This is a genomic window from Streptomyces melanosporofaciens (assembly GCF_900105695.1).
GTDB lineage: Bacteria > Actinomycetota > Actinomycetes > Streptomycetales > Streptomycetaceae > Streptomyces > Streptomyces antimycoticus.
On record NZ_FNST01000002.1, the window covers coordinates 1,682,237 to 1,701,333 of the forward strand.

Consider the following 19,097-nt stretch of genomic DNA (forward strand, 5'->3'; position numbering starts at 1 on the left):
CTCATCGACGGGGAGTGGGCACCCCGCCCGGGTGTGTCCGCGCTCAGGGCCCATCGTGGCCTCCGAGCACCGCGCGCAGCCCCGGGTCTCGTATCACCGCGATCGGGCCGTCGGTGTCGGTCCGCAACACGGCGGCTCCCTGGGCGCGCAGAGAGGCGATGGTGCGGGGCGACGGATGGCCGTAGGGGTTGTCGGCGCCGCAGGAGATCAGGGCGAGGCGGGGTCTGAGGCGTCGGAGCAGCTGCGGGTCCTGGTAGGCGGAGCCGTGGTGGGCCACCTTGAGGACATCGACCTGGGGGAGGGTGGGGTGCGCCGTCCGCAGGGCCTGCTGGGCCGGGGGCTCCAAGTCGCCGAGGAGGAGCAGAGTCAGGCCCGCCGTGCGGACGAGGAGGGTGACGCTCGCGTCGTTCGGCCCCTCGGCCCCGGCCGGGGCGGGCGGCGGCGCGGGCCACAGGACCTCCCAGGACAGCGGGCCGAAGCGCCGCCGCTCCCCCGGCACCGCCGCGACGACCGGGACATGCGCCGAACGGGCCCTGCGCCGTACGAACTCGGCCTGGCCGGGTGGCTCTTCCAGACCGGTCGTCTCGATGGCGCCGACCGCGCGCCCGCGTAACGCACCGGTCAGCCCGGCCACATGGTCGGCGTGGAAGTGGGTCAGGACCAGCAGCGGAATCCGGACGACGCCCAGCGAACGCAGACAGCGGTCGACGGCCCGCGGCTCGGGCCCGGTGTCCACGACGACGGCCGTACCGGGCCCCGCGGCCAAGACGAGGGCGTCGCCCTGTCCGACATCGCACGCCACCATTCGCCAGCCCGGCGGTGGCCAGCCGGTGATGATCCGGGCCAGGGGCGCCGGGCGTATGACGGCCAGCAGCACCAGCAGGGCGCACACGGCACACAGCAGGCGGTGCTGCAACAGTCGGCGGCCGACGAGGACCACGGCCAGGGTGACGACGGCCAGCAGCAGCGCGCCGGTCCAGCCGTCCGGCCAGTCCGCCTCGGCCCCGGGCAGCGCCGCACCGGTGCGGGCCACCTGGGCGATCCACCCGGCGGGCCAGCCCGCCGGCCAGGCGATCCACGCGGCGACCGGCGGCGCGACGGCGGCCACCGCGAGCGCGGCGAACCCGAGGACGGTGGCCGGGGCGACCGCCACCTCGGCGATGAGATTGCAGGGAATCGCCACCAGGCTCACCCGCGCGGCCATCGCCACCACGACCGGGGCGCAGACCGCCTGGGCCGCAGCGGCCGCCGCCAGCGCCTCGGCGAGCCGGGGCGGTACGCCACGGCGCCGCAGGGCCGCGCTCCATCCCGGCGCGATGGTGAGCAGGGCGCCGGTGGCCAGCGCGGAGAGCAGGAAGCCGTAGCTCCTGGCCAGCCAGGGGTCGTAGAGCACCAGCGCGAGCACGGCGGCGCCCAGGGCCGGGAGCAGGGAGCGGCGACGGCCGGTGCCGAGGGCGAGCAGCGTGATCAGCCCGCAGGCGGCGGCCCGCAGCACACTGGGATCGGGTCTGCAGACGATGACGAAGGCGAGCGTGAGTCCGCCGCCGAGGAGGGCGGTGGTCCGCAGCCGGATGCCGAGCGCGCCCGCGAGACCGCGCCGCTCGGCCCGCCCGGCCAGCTGCGGCGGACCGGTGAGCAGGGCGAGCACCAGCGTCAGATTGCTGCCGGAGACGGCCATGAGATGGAGCATGTCCGTGGCCCGGAACGCCTCGTCCAGCTCGGGCGGCACCCGTGAGGTGTCCCCCACGACCAGCGCCGGAAGCAACGCCCGCGCGTCCGGGGAGAGTCCGTCGCTCGCGGTGCGCAGCCCGGCGCGCAGCCGCCCGGCCAGCCGCTGGACCGTGCTGGGCCGGCCCGTGACCCGCGGGGGCCCACCACCGTTCACACGCACCACGGCCGCTATGCGGTCCCCGTCACGCAGCGGCGGCACCAGGCGGCCGTGGACACGCAGACGGGTGGACGGCAACAGCCCGAGCCAGGCCGTCCGCTCCTTACCGGTCCTCGGGTGGACCGTCGCCAGGAGGGGTGCGCGGGTGGTGGTCGTGGTGCCGTCGGGGCCGGTCACCCGGTGGGCCTCGGCCTCCAGGACCACGGACGCGGGCGCGAGCGCCGCCCCCCGCACACGTGGCCGGGTGAGCCGTGGATCCCCCGTGATCGTCACCTCGGCGGTGGCCTCGGCGTACTCCCGGGCCAGCGCGGGCACCGGGCCGCGGCGTACGTCCGCCCCGTGCAGCCCGGCGACCGCCCCCGCGGCGGCCCCGCACAACAGCACGGCCGCCACCGCCCCCGCCGTACGGCGCCCACGCCACGCGCCGGTACGGGACGGCGAAGTGGCTTGCCGCCGCGGCACGGTGTGACTTCCGCCGGTGCCCGGACGGCCGTGAGTCCCGGGTACGGCATTGGGCGCGGCACCGGGCGACCGGCCGGCCGTCCGCGGCGGCGCCTTCCGTTCCCGCTGCCGAGGCTGGGCGCCACGCGGCTGCGACGGGGTGGGGTCGAGCGCCTGTCGGACGTCCGGGAGCGGCACCGGCGAGGGCACACCCGGGCAGCGCCTGGGACGGGGTGCGCCGCGCCGTCGTCCACCCGATGCCGGATCTCGCCGGCGAGCCCCGATGAGCAGGGCGGCCGCCACAAGGGAGGCAACCGTGCAGGCGAGGGCCACCATATGGGTCGGTGCGTCCAGGGCCAGAGCCGCGGCCGCCCAGGCCGCCAAGGCCGGGGGCACGAGGCGGAGGTCGGGTGGGCCCTCCTGGTGTGGCTGTGACGCACCGCGCGGGGACGCGGCCGCCGTATGGACCGGGGCGCGGGTCCGCGGGGGCCTCGCGACCGTCACGGCCGGACCAGTGGACGCAGATCGGCGAACCGGCGCTCGCCGATGCCGTTCACCTCGCGGAGTTCATCGATGGAGCGGAAACCTCCGTGCTGGGTGCGGTAGTCGAGGATGTGCCGGGCCAGGACGGGGCCGACTCCCGGGAGGGTGTCGAGCTGTTCGGCGGTCGCGGAGTTGAGGCTGACCGAGCCACCGGGCACCCCGGGACCGGCCGGTGCGTTCGGGCCGTTGGGTGCGTTCGGTGCGCCAGCGGCCGGACCTGCGGCCGCACCCGGGGCGGGTGGTCCGCCCTCGGGGGCGCCGACGACGATCTGCTCCCCGTCCACCAGCGGCCGGGCCCGGTTCAGCCCGCTCAGGTCGGCACCCGGCCGTACTCCACCCGCCGCTTCGAGGGCGTCGGCGACCCGCGCCCCGGGCGGCAGCTTCCGCAGCCCCGGACGGCGGACCTTGCCGGTCACATCCACCACGACCGTGCGACCGCCGCCGGATGGGGTGAGCCGTCCCCTGGGCATCGGACCGGGTTCCGAGGGCGCGGCGCGCGGGGGCTCCGGATCCGGCGCGCGCACGGTCTGAGGACGGCCGGTCCAGAAGTGATAGGCCGCGAAGGCCACCGCGGCGAGCAGGGCGACCGCCAGGGCGGCGACCGTTCTCAGCTCCATACCGCAGCGCAGCTGAAGCCACACCGGCAGCCGCTCGCGCAGGGCGAGCCTTACCCGGTCACGGCGACGCAGCGGACCGTCCCCGGGCTCGTCTTCGAACGCCTCCTCGAACGGCCCCTTGCGCGCGTCCCGAGACGGCTCCTCGGGCTCGTCCCCGAGGGGCCCCTCGTTCCTTACCTCCCTGCTCCGCACCTCCTCCGCCTCCGCGGCCGACGCTTCCCTGGCCGGGAGCTCCTTGTACCGGGCCTTCGCCACGCCTCTCGGCCCATCCCGGCTGCCCAGGCTGATCGACCCGGCCGCGATCGGGCGCGCCGACGGTGCGGAGAAGATCGCCGCCACGCGGCTGGCGCGTGCGGGGGTGATGGGCTGGGTCTGGCGGTGGGTGCTGCGGTGGTGGCCCCCGGCCCGGGACGAACCGGCGCCGGACGGCGGGCGGGGGCGGCGGCCGGCCCCGGCGTCGCGATGACGGCCGCGCCCCGGACCCGTGGTTACTGTGCGTGATCGTGTCCTCATGCACCCGACGGTAGGCACAAGCGGCCGATCGCGCCGATCCACCTCAATTCCCGGGGATAACCCCGAGGTTGTGGATAACTCCGCCACCCCGCCGAGTGAGGAGCGTGCCCGAAGTACCGGCCACCCTCCGCTACCGCGGAGAGACCACCGCTCCCAGCAGCCCCGGCCCGGTGTGGGCCCCGATCACCGCACCCACCTCGCTCACATAGAGCTCCGCCAGCCCCGGCACCCGGTCCCGCAGCCGCTCCGCGAGCGCCGCCGCCCGTTCGCCCGCCGCCAGGTGCTGCACCGCGATGTCCACCGGGCTCCGGCCGGCCCGTTCCACCACGATCTCCTCGAGCCGGGCGATGGCCTTCGAAGCCGTGCGGACCTTCTCCCGCAGCTCGATCCGCCCCTCGTCGAGCTGGAGCAGCGGTTTGACCGCGAGCGCCGAGCCGAGCAGGGCCTGGGCCGCGCCGATGCGGCCGCCGCGCCGCAGATAGTCGAGGGTGTCGACGTAGAAGTAGGCGGCGGTGCCGTCGGCCCGTTTCTCCGCCGCCGCCACGGCCTCGTCCAGCGTGCCGCCGCCCTCCGCCGTCTCGGCCGCCGCCAGCGCGCAGAAGCCCAGCGCCATCGCGACCATTCCGCTGTCCACCACCCGCACCGGAACGGCCGCGTCCTGCGCCGCGAGCGACGCCGCGTCGTAGGTGCCGGAGAATTCGGCCGACAGATGCAGGGAGACGATCCCCGTCGCGCCCTCCTCGGCGGCGGCCCGGTAGGCGGCCGCGAACATCTCCGGACTGGGCCGGGACGTCGTCACCGACTTCCGCTTCTGCAACGCCTGCGCGAGGGACCGGGCCGAGATCTCGGTGCCTTCTTCCAGGGCCCGGTCTCCGAGCACGACCGTCAGCGGCACCGCGGTGATGCGATGCCGCTCCATCGCATCCTGCGGCAAGTAAGCCGTTGAATCGGTCACGATCGCGACATGGCGGGACATGACTGGGAGGTTAGCGGGGGATGGAGCCCGCCGACAGCGCGACCCCAGCGGATGATCAATTGCCTTACCCATCATGCCCTGTTCAGATGCGGCCAGTTTCTGTTCTCGGACCGGGTTCCGGGGTCTCGAGCCGCGGCGTGGGATACCAGGCCGGATGATGGGAATCAGGCCGTGTTCTCGGGACGGCGGGACTGCTGCCAGGGCTTCTGCCACGCCTGGGGCTCCGTCTGCGGCCTCGCCCCGAGCGACGGCCGCGGCGGCTCCGGCTCCCGCCCCGCCTCGGGCCCCGATCGCGCCCCCGCCTCAGGCCGAGACCCCGCCTCAGGCCGAGCCCCTGTCTCAGGCCGCGTCCCCGCCTCAGGCGGCGGCCACGACCCCGCATCCGTCCGCGGCTCCTCCGGCTCCACCGCCGTCCAGTGCCGCAGCGCCCCGGCCTCCATCTCGATCTCGCGGTTCAGCGAGTCCAGGTCGTCGTGCGCGAACCGCTGCGTCCGCTCCTGCACCGCCCAGCGCAGCGAGTCGGCGGAGTGGGTGATCCGCTCCGTACGCTGCCGCAGATCGGGCAGCAGGGCGGCGAGGCGGGACTTGTCGGGCTCCTGCTCCAGCCGCTTCAGATCCGCCTCCAGATCCAGCGCATGGGCGCTCAGCCGCTGGAACAGGACCAACGACTCCGACAGCGACTGGTCTTGCGGGGCGGCCGCCTGCAGTGCCTGGCTGGTGGCGCGCATCGAGCCGCGCAGGGAGAGCCGGAGCTGGGCGAGCTCACCGGCCGCCCCCGGCTGCGCGAACTGCCGGGCCCGGAGTCTGGTCTCCTCCACTGTGCGGCGGGCCTGGTGCACCGTGCGGTCGATACCGCGCTTGGCCGCTCTGACCGCGCGAACGGCCGCATAGACCCCCGCCAGCATGATCAGGACGAAAAGCAGCAACAGGATCCAGATGGCTTCCATGTGCGCTCCTTGGGGCGGCGGTCACGGCACGGTGGCGGTCGTCCTCTCAGCGTAAACGCGCCGGGCGGGCCAGAGGTTCCTGACGAACCCCCAACCCGCCCACATGCGGCACTCCGCGGATGGGACGGCCCTTACCGCGCGGCCCGCCCCCGCCCCGCATCACGCCGGAACGATGTTGACCAGCTTCGGCGCCCGCACGATGACCTTACGGATGCCCGCGCCGTTCAGCGCCGCCACGACCGCCGGGTCACCCAGCGCCAGCGCCTCCAGCTCCTCGTCCGAGACCGAGGGCGCGACCTCCAGCCGGGCCTTGACCTTGCCCTTGACCTGGACCACACAGGTGACGGTCTCGTCCACGACATACGCCGGGTCGGCGACCGGGAAGGGCTCGTGGACGACGGAGGCGGAGTGACCCAGCCTGCGCCACAGCTCCTCGGCGACATGCGGGGCCAGCGGCGAGATCAGCAGCACCAGCCCCTCGGCCACCGACCTGGGCACCTCGCGCACCTTGGTGACGTGGTTGTTCAGCTCGGTGATCTTGGCGATGGCGGTGTTGAAGCGCAGGCCCTCCATGTCCTGCCGGACGCCGTCGATCGCCTTGTGCAGGGCGCGCAGCGTGGCCTCGTCGGGCTCGGTGTCGACGACGGTGACCTCACCGGTGCCCTCGTCGACGACATTGCGCCACAGCCGCTGCAGCAGCCGGTACTGGCCGACCACGGCGCGGGTGTCCCAGGGCCGCGAGACATCCAGCGGGCCCATGGCCATCTCGTACAGCCGCAGGGTGTCGGCCCCGTACTCGGCGCAGATCTCGTCGGGCGTGACGGCGTTCTTCAGGGACTTGCCCATCTTGCCCAGCAGCCGGGTGACCTGCTCGCCCTGGTACCAGTAGGCCTTGTCCCGCTCCTCGACCTCGGCGGCCGGGACGGCGATACCGCGGCTGTCCCGGTAGACATACGCCTGGATCATGCCCTGGTTGTACAGCTTGTGGAACGGCTCGACCGAGGAGACGTGACCCAGGTCGAACAGCACCTTGGACCAGAACCGGGCGTACAGCAGATGCAGCACCGCATGCTCGGCGCCGCCGACGTACAGGTCGACACCGCCGTGCGGCTGACCCTCGCGCGGCCCCATCCAGTAGCGCTCGGTCTCGGGGTCGACCAGCCGCTCGCTGTTGTGCGGGTCCAGGTAGCGCAGCTCGTACCAGCAGGATCCGGCCCAGTTGGGCATGGTGTTGGTCTCGCGGCGGAACGGCCGCGGCCCGCGCCCGTCGCCCAGGTCCAGCACCACATTGACCCACTCCTCGTTCCGGGACAGCGGGGTCTCCGGGGAGGTGTCGGAGTCGTCCGGGTCGAAGGTGCGCGGCGAGTAGTCCTCGACCTCGGGCAGCTTCAGGGGCAGCATCGACTCGGGCAGGGCGTGGGCCACACCCTCCTCGTCGTAGACGATCGGGAACGGCTCGCCCCAGTAGCGCTGCCGGCTGAACAGCCAGTCGCGCAGCCGGAAGTTGACGGTGCCCTCGCCGATGGCGCGGGACTCCAGCCATTCGGTGATGCGCGCCTTGGCCTCGACGACGCCCAGCCCGTCCAGCGATACGGACTCCCCCGTCGAGTTGACGATCTTCGCGTCGTACGAGGCGAAGGCGTCGTCCCAGGTGGACGGGTCCGTGCCGCGGTCGTCGGACGGCTCGACGACGCAGCGCATGGGCAGCTCGAAGGCGCGGGCGAAGGCGAAGTCACGGCTGTCGTGCGCCGGAACGGCCATGATCGCGCCGGTGCCGTAGCCCATCAGGACGTAGTCGGCGATGAAGACCGGCACCCGCTCGCCGCTGACCGGGTTGGTGGCGTACGCACCGGTGAAGACGCCGGTCTTCTCCTTGACCTCGGCCTGCCGCTCGACGTCGGACTTGGCCGCGGCCTGCTTGCGGTAGGCGTCGATGGCCTGGGCCGGGGTGGTGTGGCCGCCGGTCCAGGCGTCGCGGGTGCCCTCGGGCCAGGCGTCCGGGACGATCTCGTCCACCAGGCCGTGCTCGGGCGCCAGGACCATATAGGTGGCGCCGAACAGGGTGTCCTGGCGGGTGGTGAAGATCGTGATCTTGGCGTCGGCGTGGTCGGTCACCGGGAAGTCGACCCGGGCGCCCTCGCTGCGGCCGATCCAGTTGCGCTGCTGCAGCTTGATGGCCTCGGGCCAGTCCAGCTCGTCCAGGTCGTCCAGCAGCCGGTCGGCGTAGGCGGTGATGCGCATGTTCCACTGGCGCAGCTTGGCCTTGAAGACCGGGAAGTTGCCGCGCTCGGAGCGGCCGTCCGCGGTGACCTCCTCGTTGGCCAGCACGGTGCCCAGGCCGGGGCACCAGTTGACGGGCGCGTCCGAGGCGTAGGCCAGACGGTATGCGCCCAGGATGTCGGCGCGCTCGGATTCGGTCAGCTCGGCCCAGGGGCGGCCGTCGGGGGTCGGGCGCTCAGCCGAGGCGAACTGCTGGACCAGGGTGTCGATGGGGCGCGCGGTCTTCGCCTCCGGGTCGTACCAGGAGTTGAAGATCTGCAGGAAGATCCACTGGGTCCAGCGGTAGTAGTCCGGGTCGATCGTCGCGAAGGAGCGGCGCTGGTCGTGACCCAGGCCCAGACGGCGCAGCTGCCGCCGCATGTTCTCGATGTTGGCCTCGGTGCTGACCCGCGGGTGGGTGCCGGTCTGCACCGCGTACTGCTCGGCGGGCAGGCCGAAGGCGTCGAAGCCCAGGGTGTGCAGGACGTTGTGACCCGTCATGCGGTGGTAGCGGGCGAACACATCGGTGGCGATGTAGCCCAGCGGATGGCCCACGTGCAGCCCCGCACCCGAGGGGTAAGGGAACATGTCCATGACGAACTTCTTGGGCCGGGCGACGGCCTCGGCGTCGCCTGCCAGATCCCCGCCCGGGTTGGGCGCCTCATACGTGCCGTGCGCGTCCCAGAAGTCCTGCCAGCGGGCTTCGATGTCGGCGGCCAAGGCGGCCGTGTAGCGGTGCGGCGCGGCCACCTCGGCCGCGGCATTGGTCTCGCTCATGGTCCTCAAAGCTCCATCGGTCGTCTCTGCCTGCGGCAACGCAGCGGATCCCTCACGCTTCCGAAACAAAAAGACCCCTCACACAGGAGGGGACGCCGCGCTGATACCGACCGGGGCTGTTCTCGGTCGGTACTGGTCAGCGCGGCCCGCTAAGCAGAAGGCGTACGGCACGCATGGAGCCAGGTTACCGCAGGGCACTGACGGCCCGCACGGAGGTGACCCCCGTCACGCACGACGAAAAGCGGGCCGTCCGCATTCGGACGACCCGCCTCCTTGATGTGGAGCTAAGGAGAATTGAACTCCTGACCTCCTGCATGCCATGCAGGCGCTCTACCAACTGAGCTATAGCCCCAGGTCTTGCTCCGCCCGGTTTCCCTGGCGGCGACGCCTACATTACACGGACGCCCCGGCCTTCCGCCAAATCGATTACCCGGGGGCCGGAGCAGAGCCCCGTTACGCCGTCGCGAACGAATAGAAACGCTTCAGCGTGCAGTGCTCGTCGAGGAGGCGACCATAGATCGGCTCCCCTTCGAGCTCGCGGTAGGTCTCGATGGGATCGCCCCTGATGATCAGCGCCCGCGCGCACTCCGCACACCAATACTGGTAGTCGGAGTTGAGCGGCTCCATGTCGCGGACGATCGGTGTGCCGGTGCCGCACCAGTCGCACTTCCGGCTGTGGGCTCCCATCTCACTCAGCTCCAGCTATGGCCACAGGCCGTACACACGTAGGAAACACCACCGTTGTCACCGAGGACCTGGGCCACATGCGCGGAGCCGCAGGACGGGCACACGATGCCCGCTCGTGTCCTGCGGGACGGGTCCTCGATCGCATCGAGGATGCTGGTCCGCATCCCACCTGCCCTCCCCATCGGACGTGTCGGCCCCATCCCCCTCCGGCCGTCCGATTCTGCCACGGGACGACGCGCAGGTCAGCGGAGATTCCCCACTCGTCTCACCAGACTCATCAGTACTCCGCACAGCGCGGCCCCGGCCAAGGCGACGCAGGTCACCCACAGGGCGTCCGCGGAGACACCCGCACTGGGCACCGTACCCTCCGTCGCGCCCAGGAACACGGCCCCGAAGACCGCGACGCCGGTGAGCAGGCCGAGTTGAGCCGCTGTCACCAGAACCCCGCTGGCGTCCGCCGCGTCCTGCTGCCTTACGGTCGCCAACGTCCGCGTGAGCAGGGGGCTGTAGGCGAACGAGAGCCCCGCGCCGGAGACCGTAAGGGCGACGAGGAGCCAGGGGCCGCCGTCCGTTCCCCCGCGCAGTACCAGACCGGTCCCGGCGAACGAGGCTGCCGCCAGCAGGAATCCGCCCGGTACGGCCACGGCCTGCCAGCGCGCGGGCAGCCGCTGCCAGTTGAGGCCGACGACGCCGAACGCGACCGCCGTGGGGACGAACGTCAGCCCCGCCCGCAGCGGGCTGTAGCCGAGCCCGCCCTGCACATGCAGGGTCATGGCGAACAGGAAACCCGCGTTGGCCGCCATCCCCAGCGCGATACGGATCACCGCGAGCGGCATCCCCGGCGCCCGCACCACCCGCGGGGAGATCAGCGGCGCACCGCCGCGCCGGGCCAGCCGTGTCTCGTACGCGGCGAAGAGCGCCACGAGGACCGCGCTCATACCTAGAGCGATCCAGCCCCACAGCGGCCAGCCCCGCTCCTGCCCGAGCACCAGCGGCACCGTGAACAGCAGCACGGCCGCCGCGAGCAGCACCAGACCGGGCAGGTCCAGGCCGCTCCGGCGAACGGCTGAGCCCTCCGCGCGGTGGCGCGGCGGATCGGCGGGGCGCGGCGGATCGGCGGGTTCGTGCAGCAGCCGCGGCCCGAGGATCAGCAGCAACAGCCCGATCGGCACGTTCACCAGGAAGACCGGGCGCCAGCCGGAGCCGAGGAAATCGGCCTCGACCAGCGCCCCGCCCACGATCTGCCCGCCGGCCGCGCCGGAGGCCAGCACCGCGGCGTACGCGCCCAGCGCCCGCGCCCGTGAACCGCCTGTGAACGTCCGCTGGATCAGGCTCAGCACCTGCGGCAGCATCAGCGCGGCGCCCGCGCCCTGGACGAACCGGAAGGCGATGAGCTGCCCGGTGGTGGCGGCCAGCCCGCAGGCGAGCGAGGCGCCGGTGAAGACCGCGAGCCCGGTCAGGAACATCCGCCGGTGGCCGAGCAGGGCGCCCAGCCGCGCGCCGGTGATCAGCAGCACGGCGTAGGAGATGGTGTAGCCCGCGATGACGAGCTGCAGCCCGGCGCCGGAGGCGTGCCTCTACCACCTGGCCGAGGTGCCGTATGTGCCCAGCCGGGAGGGCGAGCCACGGACGGTGGGCCCGGAGGTGCGGGGCATCATCGAGGCGCTCGACCCGCTCCCCGCGGTGGTCTACAACGCCCGCTACGACGTCCTGACGGCCAACGCCGCGTACGGCGGCCTCTTCCCGGCCATGCTGCTCTCCCCCGCCTCCGAGCGGAACGCCCTGTGGCAGCTGTTCGTGGCCCACCGCTGCTGTGCGCCCTATGTGAACCTCGATGAGGAGCTGCCGCTCCTGGTGGCCACGCTGCGCGGCGGCTACGGACGCCATGTGGGCGAGCCCGCGTGGGAGCACTTCATCGCCCGGCTGCTGGAAGCCAGCGACGACTTCGCCCGGCTGTGGCGGAGCGGGGACGTCGCGCCGCCGGGCTCCCGGATCAAGGTGGTGCGGCATGCCTCGGTCGGCGAGATCCGGCTGACCTCGACCTCGATGCTGGTCAGTGGGGCGCCGGAGACCCGGGTCGTGGTCTACACCCCCTGCGACGAGGAGAGCCGCGACCATGTCCGGCGGGTGCGCACCCTCCACGACCCGCTGATCGGCTGCCCGGTGCACGCCAAGCCGCTGTCCGTGATGCGGGCGGAACAAGCCGCGGCCAAGGAGACGGTCCCGGCGGCGGTGCGAGCCCCGGCAGTGGAGACGGTCCCGGCGGCGGAGCGAGCCGCCGGAAGCGGCGTAGAAAGCAGCGATCCCGCCTCCCTGTGAGGGAGACGGGATCGTGAATCTGTGGAGCTAAGGAGAATTGAACTCCTGACCTCCTGCATGCCATGCAGGCGCTCTACCAACTGAGCTATAGCCCCGCTCTTCTCGGCGCCGGAGCGCTTCGAACGAGAAGGAGCATAGCCGGTGACCTGCCGGAAAAGGAAATCCGCTCAGTCGTCGTCGCCGAGCACCGGCTCGGGCAGCGATCCGGCGTTGTGCTCCAGCAGCCGCCAGCCCCGGGCGCCCTCGCCCAGAACGGACCAGCAGCAGTTGGACAGGCCGCCCAGCGCCTCCCAGGTCCGGGGCTCCAGGCCGAGCAGCCGGCCGATGGTGGTGCGGATCGTGCCGCCGTGGCTGACCACCACGAGCGTGCCGCCGTCCGGCAGCTTGTCGGCGCCCTCCAGCACCACCGGCGCCGCCCGGTCGGCGACCTCGGTCTCCAGCTCACCGCCACCGCGCCGGACCGGCTCGCCGCGCTTCCACGCCGCGTACTGCTCGCCGAAGCTCTCGATGATCTCCTCGTGGGTCAGCCCCTGCCACGCGCCCGCGTAGGTCTCCCGCAGCCCCGCGTCATGCGTGACCGAAAGCCCCGTGACGGCGGACAGCTCGGCGGCCGTGGCCGCCACCCGCTTCAGATCGGAAGCGATGATCGCGTCCGGCTTCAGGGCGGCCAGCAGCCGGGCCGCCCGGTGCGCCTGCGCGACCCCGGTGTCGGTGAGCTCGATGTCCAAAGAGCCCTGGAAACGCCGCTCTATGTTCCAGGCGGTCTGGCCGTGGCGCCACAGGACGATGCGGCGGCCACGGCCATCGTGCGTGCCGTTCAGCTCAGCTCACCGCCCACGCCGCCGTCCACGGCCTGCGCCTGCGCGTACTCCTGCCCCTTGCCGCGGGTGGCCTCGGCGTCGGCCGGGAGCTCCAGCTGCGGGCAGTCCTTCCAGAGCCGCTCCAGGGCGTAGAACACCCGCTCCTCGCTGTGCTGGACATGCACCACGATGTCCACGTAGTCCAGCAACACCCAGCGGGCCTCACGGTCGCCCTCGCGGCGCACCGGCTTGGCGCCCAGATCCTTGTTCAGCCGCTCCTCGATCTCGTCGACGATCGACTTGACCTGGCGGTCGTTGGGGGCCGAGGCCAGCAGGAAGGCGTCGGTGATGGAGAGCACGTCGCTGACGTCGTACGCGATGATGTCGTGCGCGAGCTTGTCGGCGGCCGCCTGTGCGGCGGCGTTGATGAGCTCGAGGGAGCGGTCCGTGGCGGTCACAGGCAAAGCTTTCGGTCGGTGGTACCTCGAAGGTCTGGCTTCCCCCAGGATCTCACGCCCCACCGTCACGCCGGATGGCCGTTCCTCGGCCGCCCGGCGTGCCCGGGGAGAACGCCGGGAGTACCCCGGGGGAACGCCCGGGGCGCCCGGGGGAACGGGGCGCCCGGGCGGCACGGCTCAGCCCGTGGCGTCGTAGTCCGCGCCGAGGAGGACCGTGATGTCCGCGTTGGCCGCGCCCTTGCCCTTGCGCACCGCCGTCTCCGGCAGCCCGAGCGTCTTGGCGACCTCCTTGGCCTGGCCCGCCTGTGCGGCGTCCGCGTAGGTCACCCGCGAGGCCGACTGCGGCGTACCGCCGCCCTCGGTGGCCGTGACGACCGTAAAGCCGCCGTTGACCAGCGCGACCCGCGCGGCACCCGACCCGTCCTTGGGGCCTCCGGCGTTGGTCACGCTGACCCGGGGCGCGGTGTTCTTGTCGGTGTTCTTGACCGTGCCGCCCAGGATGTCCTTGACCACATGGTCGGTCGCCTGGCTGCTGAGCGTCCCGTCCGACTGGACCGGCAGCATGGCGGTGTCGTACGCCCCGCTCTTGGCCTGCCCGGCCAGCCTCGCCAGCGACGCGCCGAGCTGCTGCTCGGACAGCGACGGGTCGGGGATCTGGGCCAGCGACTCCACGGTGCTGGTGGCGCCCTTCGCATCGCTGGAGACCTTCTTCAGCGCCGCGTGCATGACCTGCCCGAACCGCGCGAGCTGCTTGGACTGTGCCTCGCCGGACGCCCGGTAGGTGGCGTACGCCACGGCCGCCTGGCCACTCAGGATCTGGTCCTTGCCCCGCTTGACCAGGGGATCCTCGCCCTTCTGGGGGCTGGGGACGGTCGCGTCGGTGTCGAGGGTGATCCCGCCGACCAGCTCCACGAGGTTCTCCAGATACGGAGTGTCCAGCCGCCAGGTGCCCTGGATCTTCGAGCCCAGCAGGGTGCTCAGGGAGTCCCGGGTGGAGTCGGAGCCCTCGTCGGTCACCGACTTGCCGAGCGTGGTGGAGGAGCCGTCCTCGGTGGAGACGGACAGCGAGTTCGGCAGCAGGACGGTGGTGCCCTTCTTGGTGGTCTCGTTGTCCACCAGCAGGGCCGTGGAGGTGCCGCCGCCCTTGGTCTCGCGCAGATGGACGACGATCACATCGCGCTTCTGCGGGCCGCCCGCGGCCGCCTGGTCCTCGGCGCTGTCGGACAGCCCCGGGAGCTTGCCCGCGTACCAGAGGTAGCCGACACCGCCCGCCGCGGCGATGACCAGGACCACGACCAGCGCGATGACGCGGTTGCGGCCCTTACGGCGGCGCTCGTCACGGCGCTCGGAGCGGGTCTCGGCGAACTTCAGCCAGTCGATGACGTCGTCGGATTCCTCGTCCTCCTCCTCGACGAAGGAGAACTGCTCGGTGTGGTACTCCTCCTGATCGGAATCCGCGGGGCCCCCGGGCCCCCGGGGTCCCCCAGGCCGCTTCGGCTGCGCGGACCGGGGCTCCTCGGCCGGAGGCGCCTCGGGTCCGCCGCGCAGCTGCTCCGGGCTCAGCTCCTCGTAGGGGTTCGCCTCGCGCTGCGGGGGGACGGCGGCCGGGGCGGCGGCCGGTGGATAGCCATAGCCGTAGCCCTGTTGTTGTGGCTGTTGTTGTTGTGGCTGTTGTTGTTGCTGTTGCTGTTGCTGGTGGTACTGCGGCTGCTGTTGGTACTGCTGTTGCTGTGGCTGTTGCTGAGCGTATGGGTCGTAACTCTGCGTCTGGGTGTGCTGCTGCTGAGGCTGCTGGGGCTGGTGATGCTGCGGCTGGGCGTAGGGGTCGTAGCCGTACCCGTCCTGCTGTTGTTGCTCCCCGTACTGTTGCTGCGGCTGTTGCTGGGCGTACGGGTCGTAACTCTGCTGCTGTGCCGCCTGCGGCTGGTAGACGGGACGCCCGTAGGCGTCATAGCCGTAGATCTGCGGCTCCTGGCCATACGGGTCCTGTGCGTACGGGTCGTACGGATCCTGCCGGTCGTTCACCGGTACCCCTTCAGCAGTCGTGCCGGTACAGCTCGCGCTTGTCGATGTAGCGCACCACGCCGTCCGGCACCAGGTACCAGACGGGGTCGCCATGAGCGACCCGCGCCCGGCAGTCCGATGACGAGATCGCCAGTGCCGGAACCTCCACCAGCGACACCCCGCCCTCCGGCAGCCCCGGGTCGGCCAGTATGTGCCCCGGTCTGGTCACCCCGATGAAGTGGGCCAATGAGAAGAGCTCTTCGGCGTCACGCCAGGTGAGGATCTGGGCGAGTGCGTCGGCCCCGGTGATGAAGAACAGATCCGCGTCACCGTTGAGCGCGCGTAGTTCTCGGAGCGTGTCGGTGGTGTAGGTGGGCCCGCCGCGATCGATGTCGATACGGCTGACCGAGAACTGCGGATTCGACGCGGTCGCGATGACCGTCATCAGATAGCGGTCCTCGGCCGGGGAGACCTTTTTGTGGCTCTTCTGCCAGGGCTGACCGGTGGGCACGAACACCACCTCATCGAGGTGGAACTGCGAGGCCACCTCGCTCGCCGCGACCAGGTGACCGTGGTGGATCGGGTCGAACGTCCCGCCCATCACGCCTAGTCGCCGCTTGCCGGACCCTTTCTGCTCTTCCATGCGTGCAGACCCTACTGGGCCCGGCCCGGAGCCGGGGCCCATAGGGGCAATCGCCCAGCTCAGCGGTCCCGGTTGAAGCGCGTGGTGATCCACAGCAGCAGGAAGAGGATCACCAGGGCCGCACCGCCGGTCATGAAGGGGCTGATGGTCGGGTGGGTGTCGGTGTGCTCACCGCCCTCGGCCGCGAGCGTGGTCAGGGCAGCATGTGCGGTGCTGATAGCGATCATCGCAGGCAGTACCTATCCGGGTCTAGGCGACACAACACGTCGGCCACATCGTATGCGAGGCGGTTTTCGGTCCTGCTGTCCGTCCTGCCGGTATCCGCTCAGTCCTGCTTGTAACCGCGCAGCAGGAACCAGGCGAGCAGGGCGGCGCCCACCACGCCGACCACGATGACGATGCGCAGCAGCGCTCCCGGGCCGTCGTTGCTGTGGGAGGTGGCGGCGAGGGCTTCGGTGAGGCCAGTCATATCGGGCATGTCTCCACGCTAACCCTCGGACCGTCAGGGCCTAGGCTGGGGGCCGCCGGACGAGGGGCCCGGACCGGGCGTCCCGTCGAGCGGGCAATCGACCGAGGGGGCCAGATGAGCGACACTCATGAAACCGGCGGCGGAAGCGGGACGGGAGACGCCCGGGAGCATGTGCCCAGCCGGGAGCGGCGGCGGTTCCCCGGGATCTCCTCACGGGCGTACGAACATCCGGCGGACCGCTCCGCGCTGGTCGCGCTGCGCAAGCTGACCGGCTTCGACACGGTCTTCAAGGCGATGAGCGGCCTGCTGCCCGAGCGGAGTCTGCGGCTGCTCTACCTGTCGGATTCGGTGCGGGTCGGCGACCGGCAGTTCGCCCACCTCCACGACATGCTGCGGGACGCCTGCTACATCCTGGACCTGGAGCGGGTCCCGGCCATGTACGTCACCCAGAACCCGCAGCCGACCGCGATGTGCATCGGCATGGACGCGCCGATCATCGTGATCTCCACCGGTCTGGTCGAGCTGCTCGACGAGGAGGAGATGCGGGCGGTCATCGGCCATGAGGTGGGCCATGCGCTGTCGGGGCACTCGGTCTACCGGACGATGCTGCTGTTCCTCACCAGCCTCGCGATGAAGGTCGCCTGGATCCCCCTCGGCAATGTGGCGGTGCTGGCGCTGGTGACGGCGCTGCGGGAGTGGTTCCGCAAGTCGGAGCTGTCGGCGGACCGGGCGGGGCTGCTGGTCGGGCAGGATCTGCGGGCCTCGATGCGCGGGCTGATGAAGCTCGCGGGCGGCCACCACCTCCATGAGATGAACGTGGACGCCTTCCTGGAGCAGGCGGAGGAGTACGAGTCGAGCGGCGATCTGCGGGACTCCGTCCTCAAGATCATGAACATGCTGCCGCGCAGCCACCCGTTCACCACCGTGCGCGCCGCCGAGCTCAAGAAGTGGGCCGCGACCCGCGACTACCAGCGGCTCATGGACGGCCACTACCCGCGTCGCGACGAGGACGGGGACGCCTCGGTCAGCGACTCGATCCGGGAGTCCGCGACCCACTACGCGGAGTCGGTGCGCAACAGCAAGGATCCGCTGTTCGCCTTCGTCAGGGACGTGGCGGGCGGCGCCGGGGACCTGGGCAGCAAGCTGCGCGACCGGTTCACCGGCGGCGGGGGCAAGCAGGGTGGGGAGACCCCCGAGGAGGGCGCCACACCCCGGGACGAGCGCCAGGACGGGACGGAGCGGGCTCAGGACCAGCGGCCCGGGGACGGACCGGACCAGCGGCCGGGGAACGAGCGCCCGGGGGACGACGACGGGCCCGGGGACACCCCGCCGCAGCGCTGAGACCGGCCGAGGCGGCCCCTGGAGGCCCTCAGGACTGCCAGAGGGCCCAGGACCGCCCGAGGCCCTCAGGACTGCCCGTCGAGGGCGGGCTGGGTTCCGGGGGCCATGACGCCGCACAGCGAGACCGTGGTGCGGCCGGTGGTGTACGGGTCGGTGCCCGTGGGGGCGTCGCCCTTGGCGGTCTGGCCGGCGAGCATCGGCCGCAGATAGCCGGAGGCGTTCGCGGCACAGGCCTGCGGGCCCGCCAGTACGGTGCTCTGCACCAGTTCCAGATGGTGGTCGCGCAGATCGTTCCGGTCGAAGCGGAACCGCGCCTCGCGACGCACCGTGAACAGCGAGGCATGGTCCGGTCCGCGCTCATGGGCCTGCTCGACCGCGTAGACGAAGACGTGGTCGGCGGCGACCTCCAGGGTCGCGGGGCTGCGCTCGACGACCGTAAGGGTGCCGCGGACCCGCACCGGGGTGTCGGCCAGGGTCACCTCGGCCGGGTTGAAGCGGGTCAGCCAGCCGGTGGCCGCATGCCGTCCGTCGTCGACCGGATGGGCGAAGCTCTGGTCGAACTGGGTCTGCTGGGCCGGGTCCAGCAGCAGCCTTACGGCCCGCACCGGGCCACCGGTGAGCACACCCGGGTCGATGGCGGACTTGACCAGGTACTCCTTGGCGGTGGTGAGCGCCGTCATCACCTGGCTCTCGGAGAAGCTCTGGGTGCGGCGGGCCCCGGGCACCGTGACCCCTTCGGCGCCGGTGCGGAACTCGGCGGCCGGGCTGCTGCGGAACAGCCGGTCCGGCGGCCCTCCGGGCACCTCACCGCGCGGTGCGAGCGGCACCACGCTGCTGTGCAGCGGCTCCACGGTCTGCGGCTGCGGCGTCTGGTACGGATGGCGCACGCCCATGTAGACGGCCGCGGCGAAGGCGATGGCGATCAGCAGGACGAGCGCGACGGCCTGGCGCGACGCCCCGGCCCTGGCCCAGGCGTGCCGGCTGCGCACCGCCCGCGCGTGCTCGCCCATGCGCTCCTGGGCGGAGAATTCCTGGAGCCGGGCAGCACGGACGAACGACTCGTCGAATACGACGGAGCGGTACTCGTCCTCACCACCTCCCGGGACGCCCTCGGGTGTCCCCTCGGGAGGGTCTCCACGCCCGGTCATATCTCAAGAGTAGGTCGCCAGGGGCGGCGGTAAACGCGGTGCTACTCCACAACTTGGGAGGCGAGGGGGGAGGAAACGCCCCATAGGCCACGACGTGTTAAGCGCTCCGCGGGAAGTGCCGCGAGGTGCGGTCGTTCATCCGCGGCTGTGTCGTGGCCGGTCCCACGCGGCGGAGCCGCATATCGACACAGCCGCGGCGGAGCCGCATATCGACACAGCCCCGCGCCCCTTCGGGGCGCACCCGGACCGCACCGGACTTCATCGATG

General features: G+C 72.0%; 16 protein-coding genes, 2 tRNA genes and 1 pseudogene. 2 read left to right on the forward strand and 17 right to left on the reverse strand.

Annotation, left to right across the window (positions count from 1 at the left end; translation table 11 throughout):
• Positions 1–43 precede the first annotated feature (43 nt).
• From BLV72_RS10275 to BLV72_RS10315, 9 genes and pseudogenes are all read right to left on the reverse strand, one after another.
• Entirely contained in the window at positions 44–2,725 is a 2,682-nt protein-coding gene (locus tag BLV72_RS10275; protein WP_425288362.1) for a ComEC/Rec2 family competence protein, read from the reverse strand.
• 104 nt (positions 2,726–2,829) lie between these two features.
• On the reverse strand, positions 2,830–4,002 hold the full coding sequence (locus BLV72_RS10280; protein WP_244320716.1) for a ComEA family DNA-binding protein: 1,173 nt from the start codon (positions 4,000–4,002) through the stop codon (positions 2,830–2,832).
• 130 nt (positions 4,003–4,132) lie between these two features.
• Positions 4,133–4,978, reverse strand: a complete 846-nt coding sequence (locus BLV72_RS10290; protein WP_093461744.1) for a DegV family protein — start codon at positions 4,976–4,978, stop codon at positions 4,133–4,135.
• 164 nt (positions 4,979–5,142) lie between these two features.
• Positions 5,143–5,925, reverse strand: a complete 783-nt coding sequence (locus BLV72_RS10295) for a hypothetical protein (RefSeq protein WP_093461746.1) — start codon at positions 5,923–5,925, stop codon at positions 5,143–5,145.
• A 159-nt stretch (positions 5,926–6,084) separates the two neighbouring features.
• On the reverse strand, positions 6,085–8,961 hold the full coding sequence (leuS, locus tag BLV72_RS10300) for a leucine--tRNA ligase (protein ID WP_093461747.1): 2,877 nt from the start codon (positions 8,959–8,961) through the stop codon (positions 6,085–6,087).
• A 279-nt stretch (positions 8,962–9,240) separates the two neighbouring features.
• Positions 9,241–9,313, reverse strand: a tRNA-Ala gene (locus BLV72_RS10305).
• Positions 9,314–9,414: 101 nt separating this feature from the next.
• Positions 9,415–9,648 carry a hypothetical protein gene (locus tag BLV72_RS10310; RefSeq protein WP_030835565.1) on the reverse strand — a complete coding sequence of 78 codons (234 nt, stop codon included), beginning with the start codon at positions 9,646–9,648 and terminating at the stop codon, positions 9,415–9,417.
• Positions 9,649–9,653: 5 nt separating this feature from the next.
• On the reverse strand, positions 9,654–9,812 hold the full coding sequence (locus BLV72_RS47860) for a hypothetical protein (protein ID WP_167746336.1): 159 nt from the start codon (positions 9,810–9,812) through the stop codon (positions 9,654–9,656).
• A 78-nt stretch (positions 9,813–9,890) separates the two neighbouring features.
• A pseudogene (locus BLV72_RS10315) lies at positions 9,891–11,222 on the reverse strand (MFS transporter); the annotation flags it as partial.
• Here BLV72_RS10315 and BLV72_RS10320 point away from each other — a divergent pair.
• The gene (locus BLV72_RS10320) at positions 11,191–11,967 is read left to right on the forward strand and encodes an MmyB family transcriptional regulator (protein WP_093461750.1); all 777 of its coding nucleotides are present in this window, start codon (positions 11,191–11,193) and stop codon (positions 11,965–11,967) included. The pseudogene BLV72_RS10315 and the gene BLV72_RS10320 overlap by 32 nt on opposite strands.
• Positions 11,968–11,989: 22 nt before the next feature.
• Here BLV72_RS10320 and BLV72_RS10325 read toward each other — a convergent pair.
• The 7 genes from BLV72_RS10325 to BLV72_RS47870 all read right to left on the reverse strand — a co-directional run bounded on the left by BLV72_RS10325 (position 11,990) and on the right by BLV72_RS47870 (position 16,350).
• Positions 11,990–12,062, reverse strand: a tRNA-Ala gene (locus BLV72_RS10325).
• A gap of 72 nt (positions 12,063–12,134) precedes the next feature.
• Positions 12,135–12,788 carry a histidine phosphatase family protein gene (locus BLV72_RS10330; protein ID WP_093461752.1) on the reverse strand — a complete coding sequence of 218 codons (654 nt, stop codon included), beginning with the start codon at positions 12,786–12,788 and terminating at the stop codon, positions 12,135–12,137.
• The gene (rsfS, locus tag BLV72_RS10335; protein WP_059147939.1) at positions 12,785–13,225 is read right to left on the reverse strand and encodes a ribosome silencing factor; all 441 of its coding nucleotides are present in this window, start codon (positions 13,223–13,225) and stop codon (positions 12,785–12,787) included. The genes BLV72_RS10330 and rsfS overlap by 4 nt, the downstream gene beginning before the upstream one ends.
• Positions 13,226–13,402: 177 nt before the next feature.
• On the reverse strand, positions 13,403–15,250 hold the full coding sequence (locus BLV72_RS10340; RefSeq protein WP_093461753.1) for an LCP family protein: 1,848 nt from the start codon (positions 15,248–15,250) through the stop codon (positions 13,403–13,405).
• Between the two features lie 10 nt (positions 15,251–15,260).
• A complete protein-coding gene (nadD, locus tag BLV72_RS10345) occupies positions 15,261–15,872 on the reverse strand; it encodes a nicotinate-nucleotide adenylyltransferase (RefSeq protein ID WP_060944022.1) in 612 nt (203 codons plus the stop codon).
• 59 nt (positions 15,873–15,931) lie between these two features.
• Positions 15,932–16,099, reverse strand: a complete 168-nt coding sequence (locus BLV72_RS47865; RefSeq protein WP_167746263.1) for a hypothetical protein — start codon at positions 16,097–16,099, stop codon at positions 15,932–15,934.
• A 98-nt stretch (positions 16,100–16,197) separates the two neighbouring features.
• Positions 16,198–16,350: a hypothetical protein gene (locus BLV72_RS47870; RefSeq protein WP_156107794.1), complete on the reverse strand. Its 153-nt coding sequence runs from the start codon at positions 16,348–16,350 to the stop codon at positions 16,198–16,200.
• 105 nt (positions 16,351–16,455) lie between these two features.
• Between BLV72_RS47870 and BLV72_RS10355 the strand changes: the two genes are divergently transcribed.
• Positions 16,456–17,682 carry a M48 family metallopeptidase gene (locus tag BLV72_RS10355; RefSeq protein WP_093461755.1) on the forward strand — a complete coding sequence of 409 codons (1,227 nt, stop codon included), beginning with the start codon at positions 16,456–16,458 and terminating at the stop codon, positions 17,680–17,682.
• Between the two features lie 65 nt (positions 17,683–17,747).
• Here the strand turns inward: BLV72_RS10355 and BLV72_RS10360 are convergent, their stop codons facing one another.
• Positions 17,748–18,830, reverse strand: a complete 1,083-nt coding sequence (locus tag BLV72_RS10360; protein ID WP_093461756.1) for an SCO2583 family membrane protein — start codon at positions 18,828–18,830, stop codon at positions 17,748–17,750.
• Between the last annotated feature and the right edge of the window lie 267 nt (positions 18,831–19,097).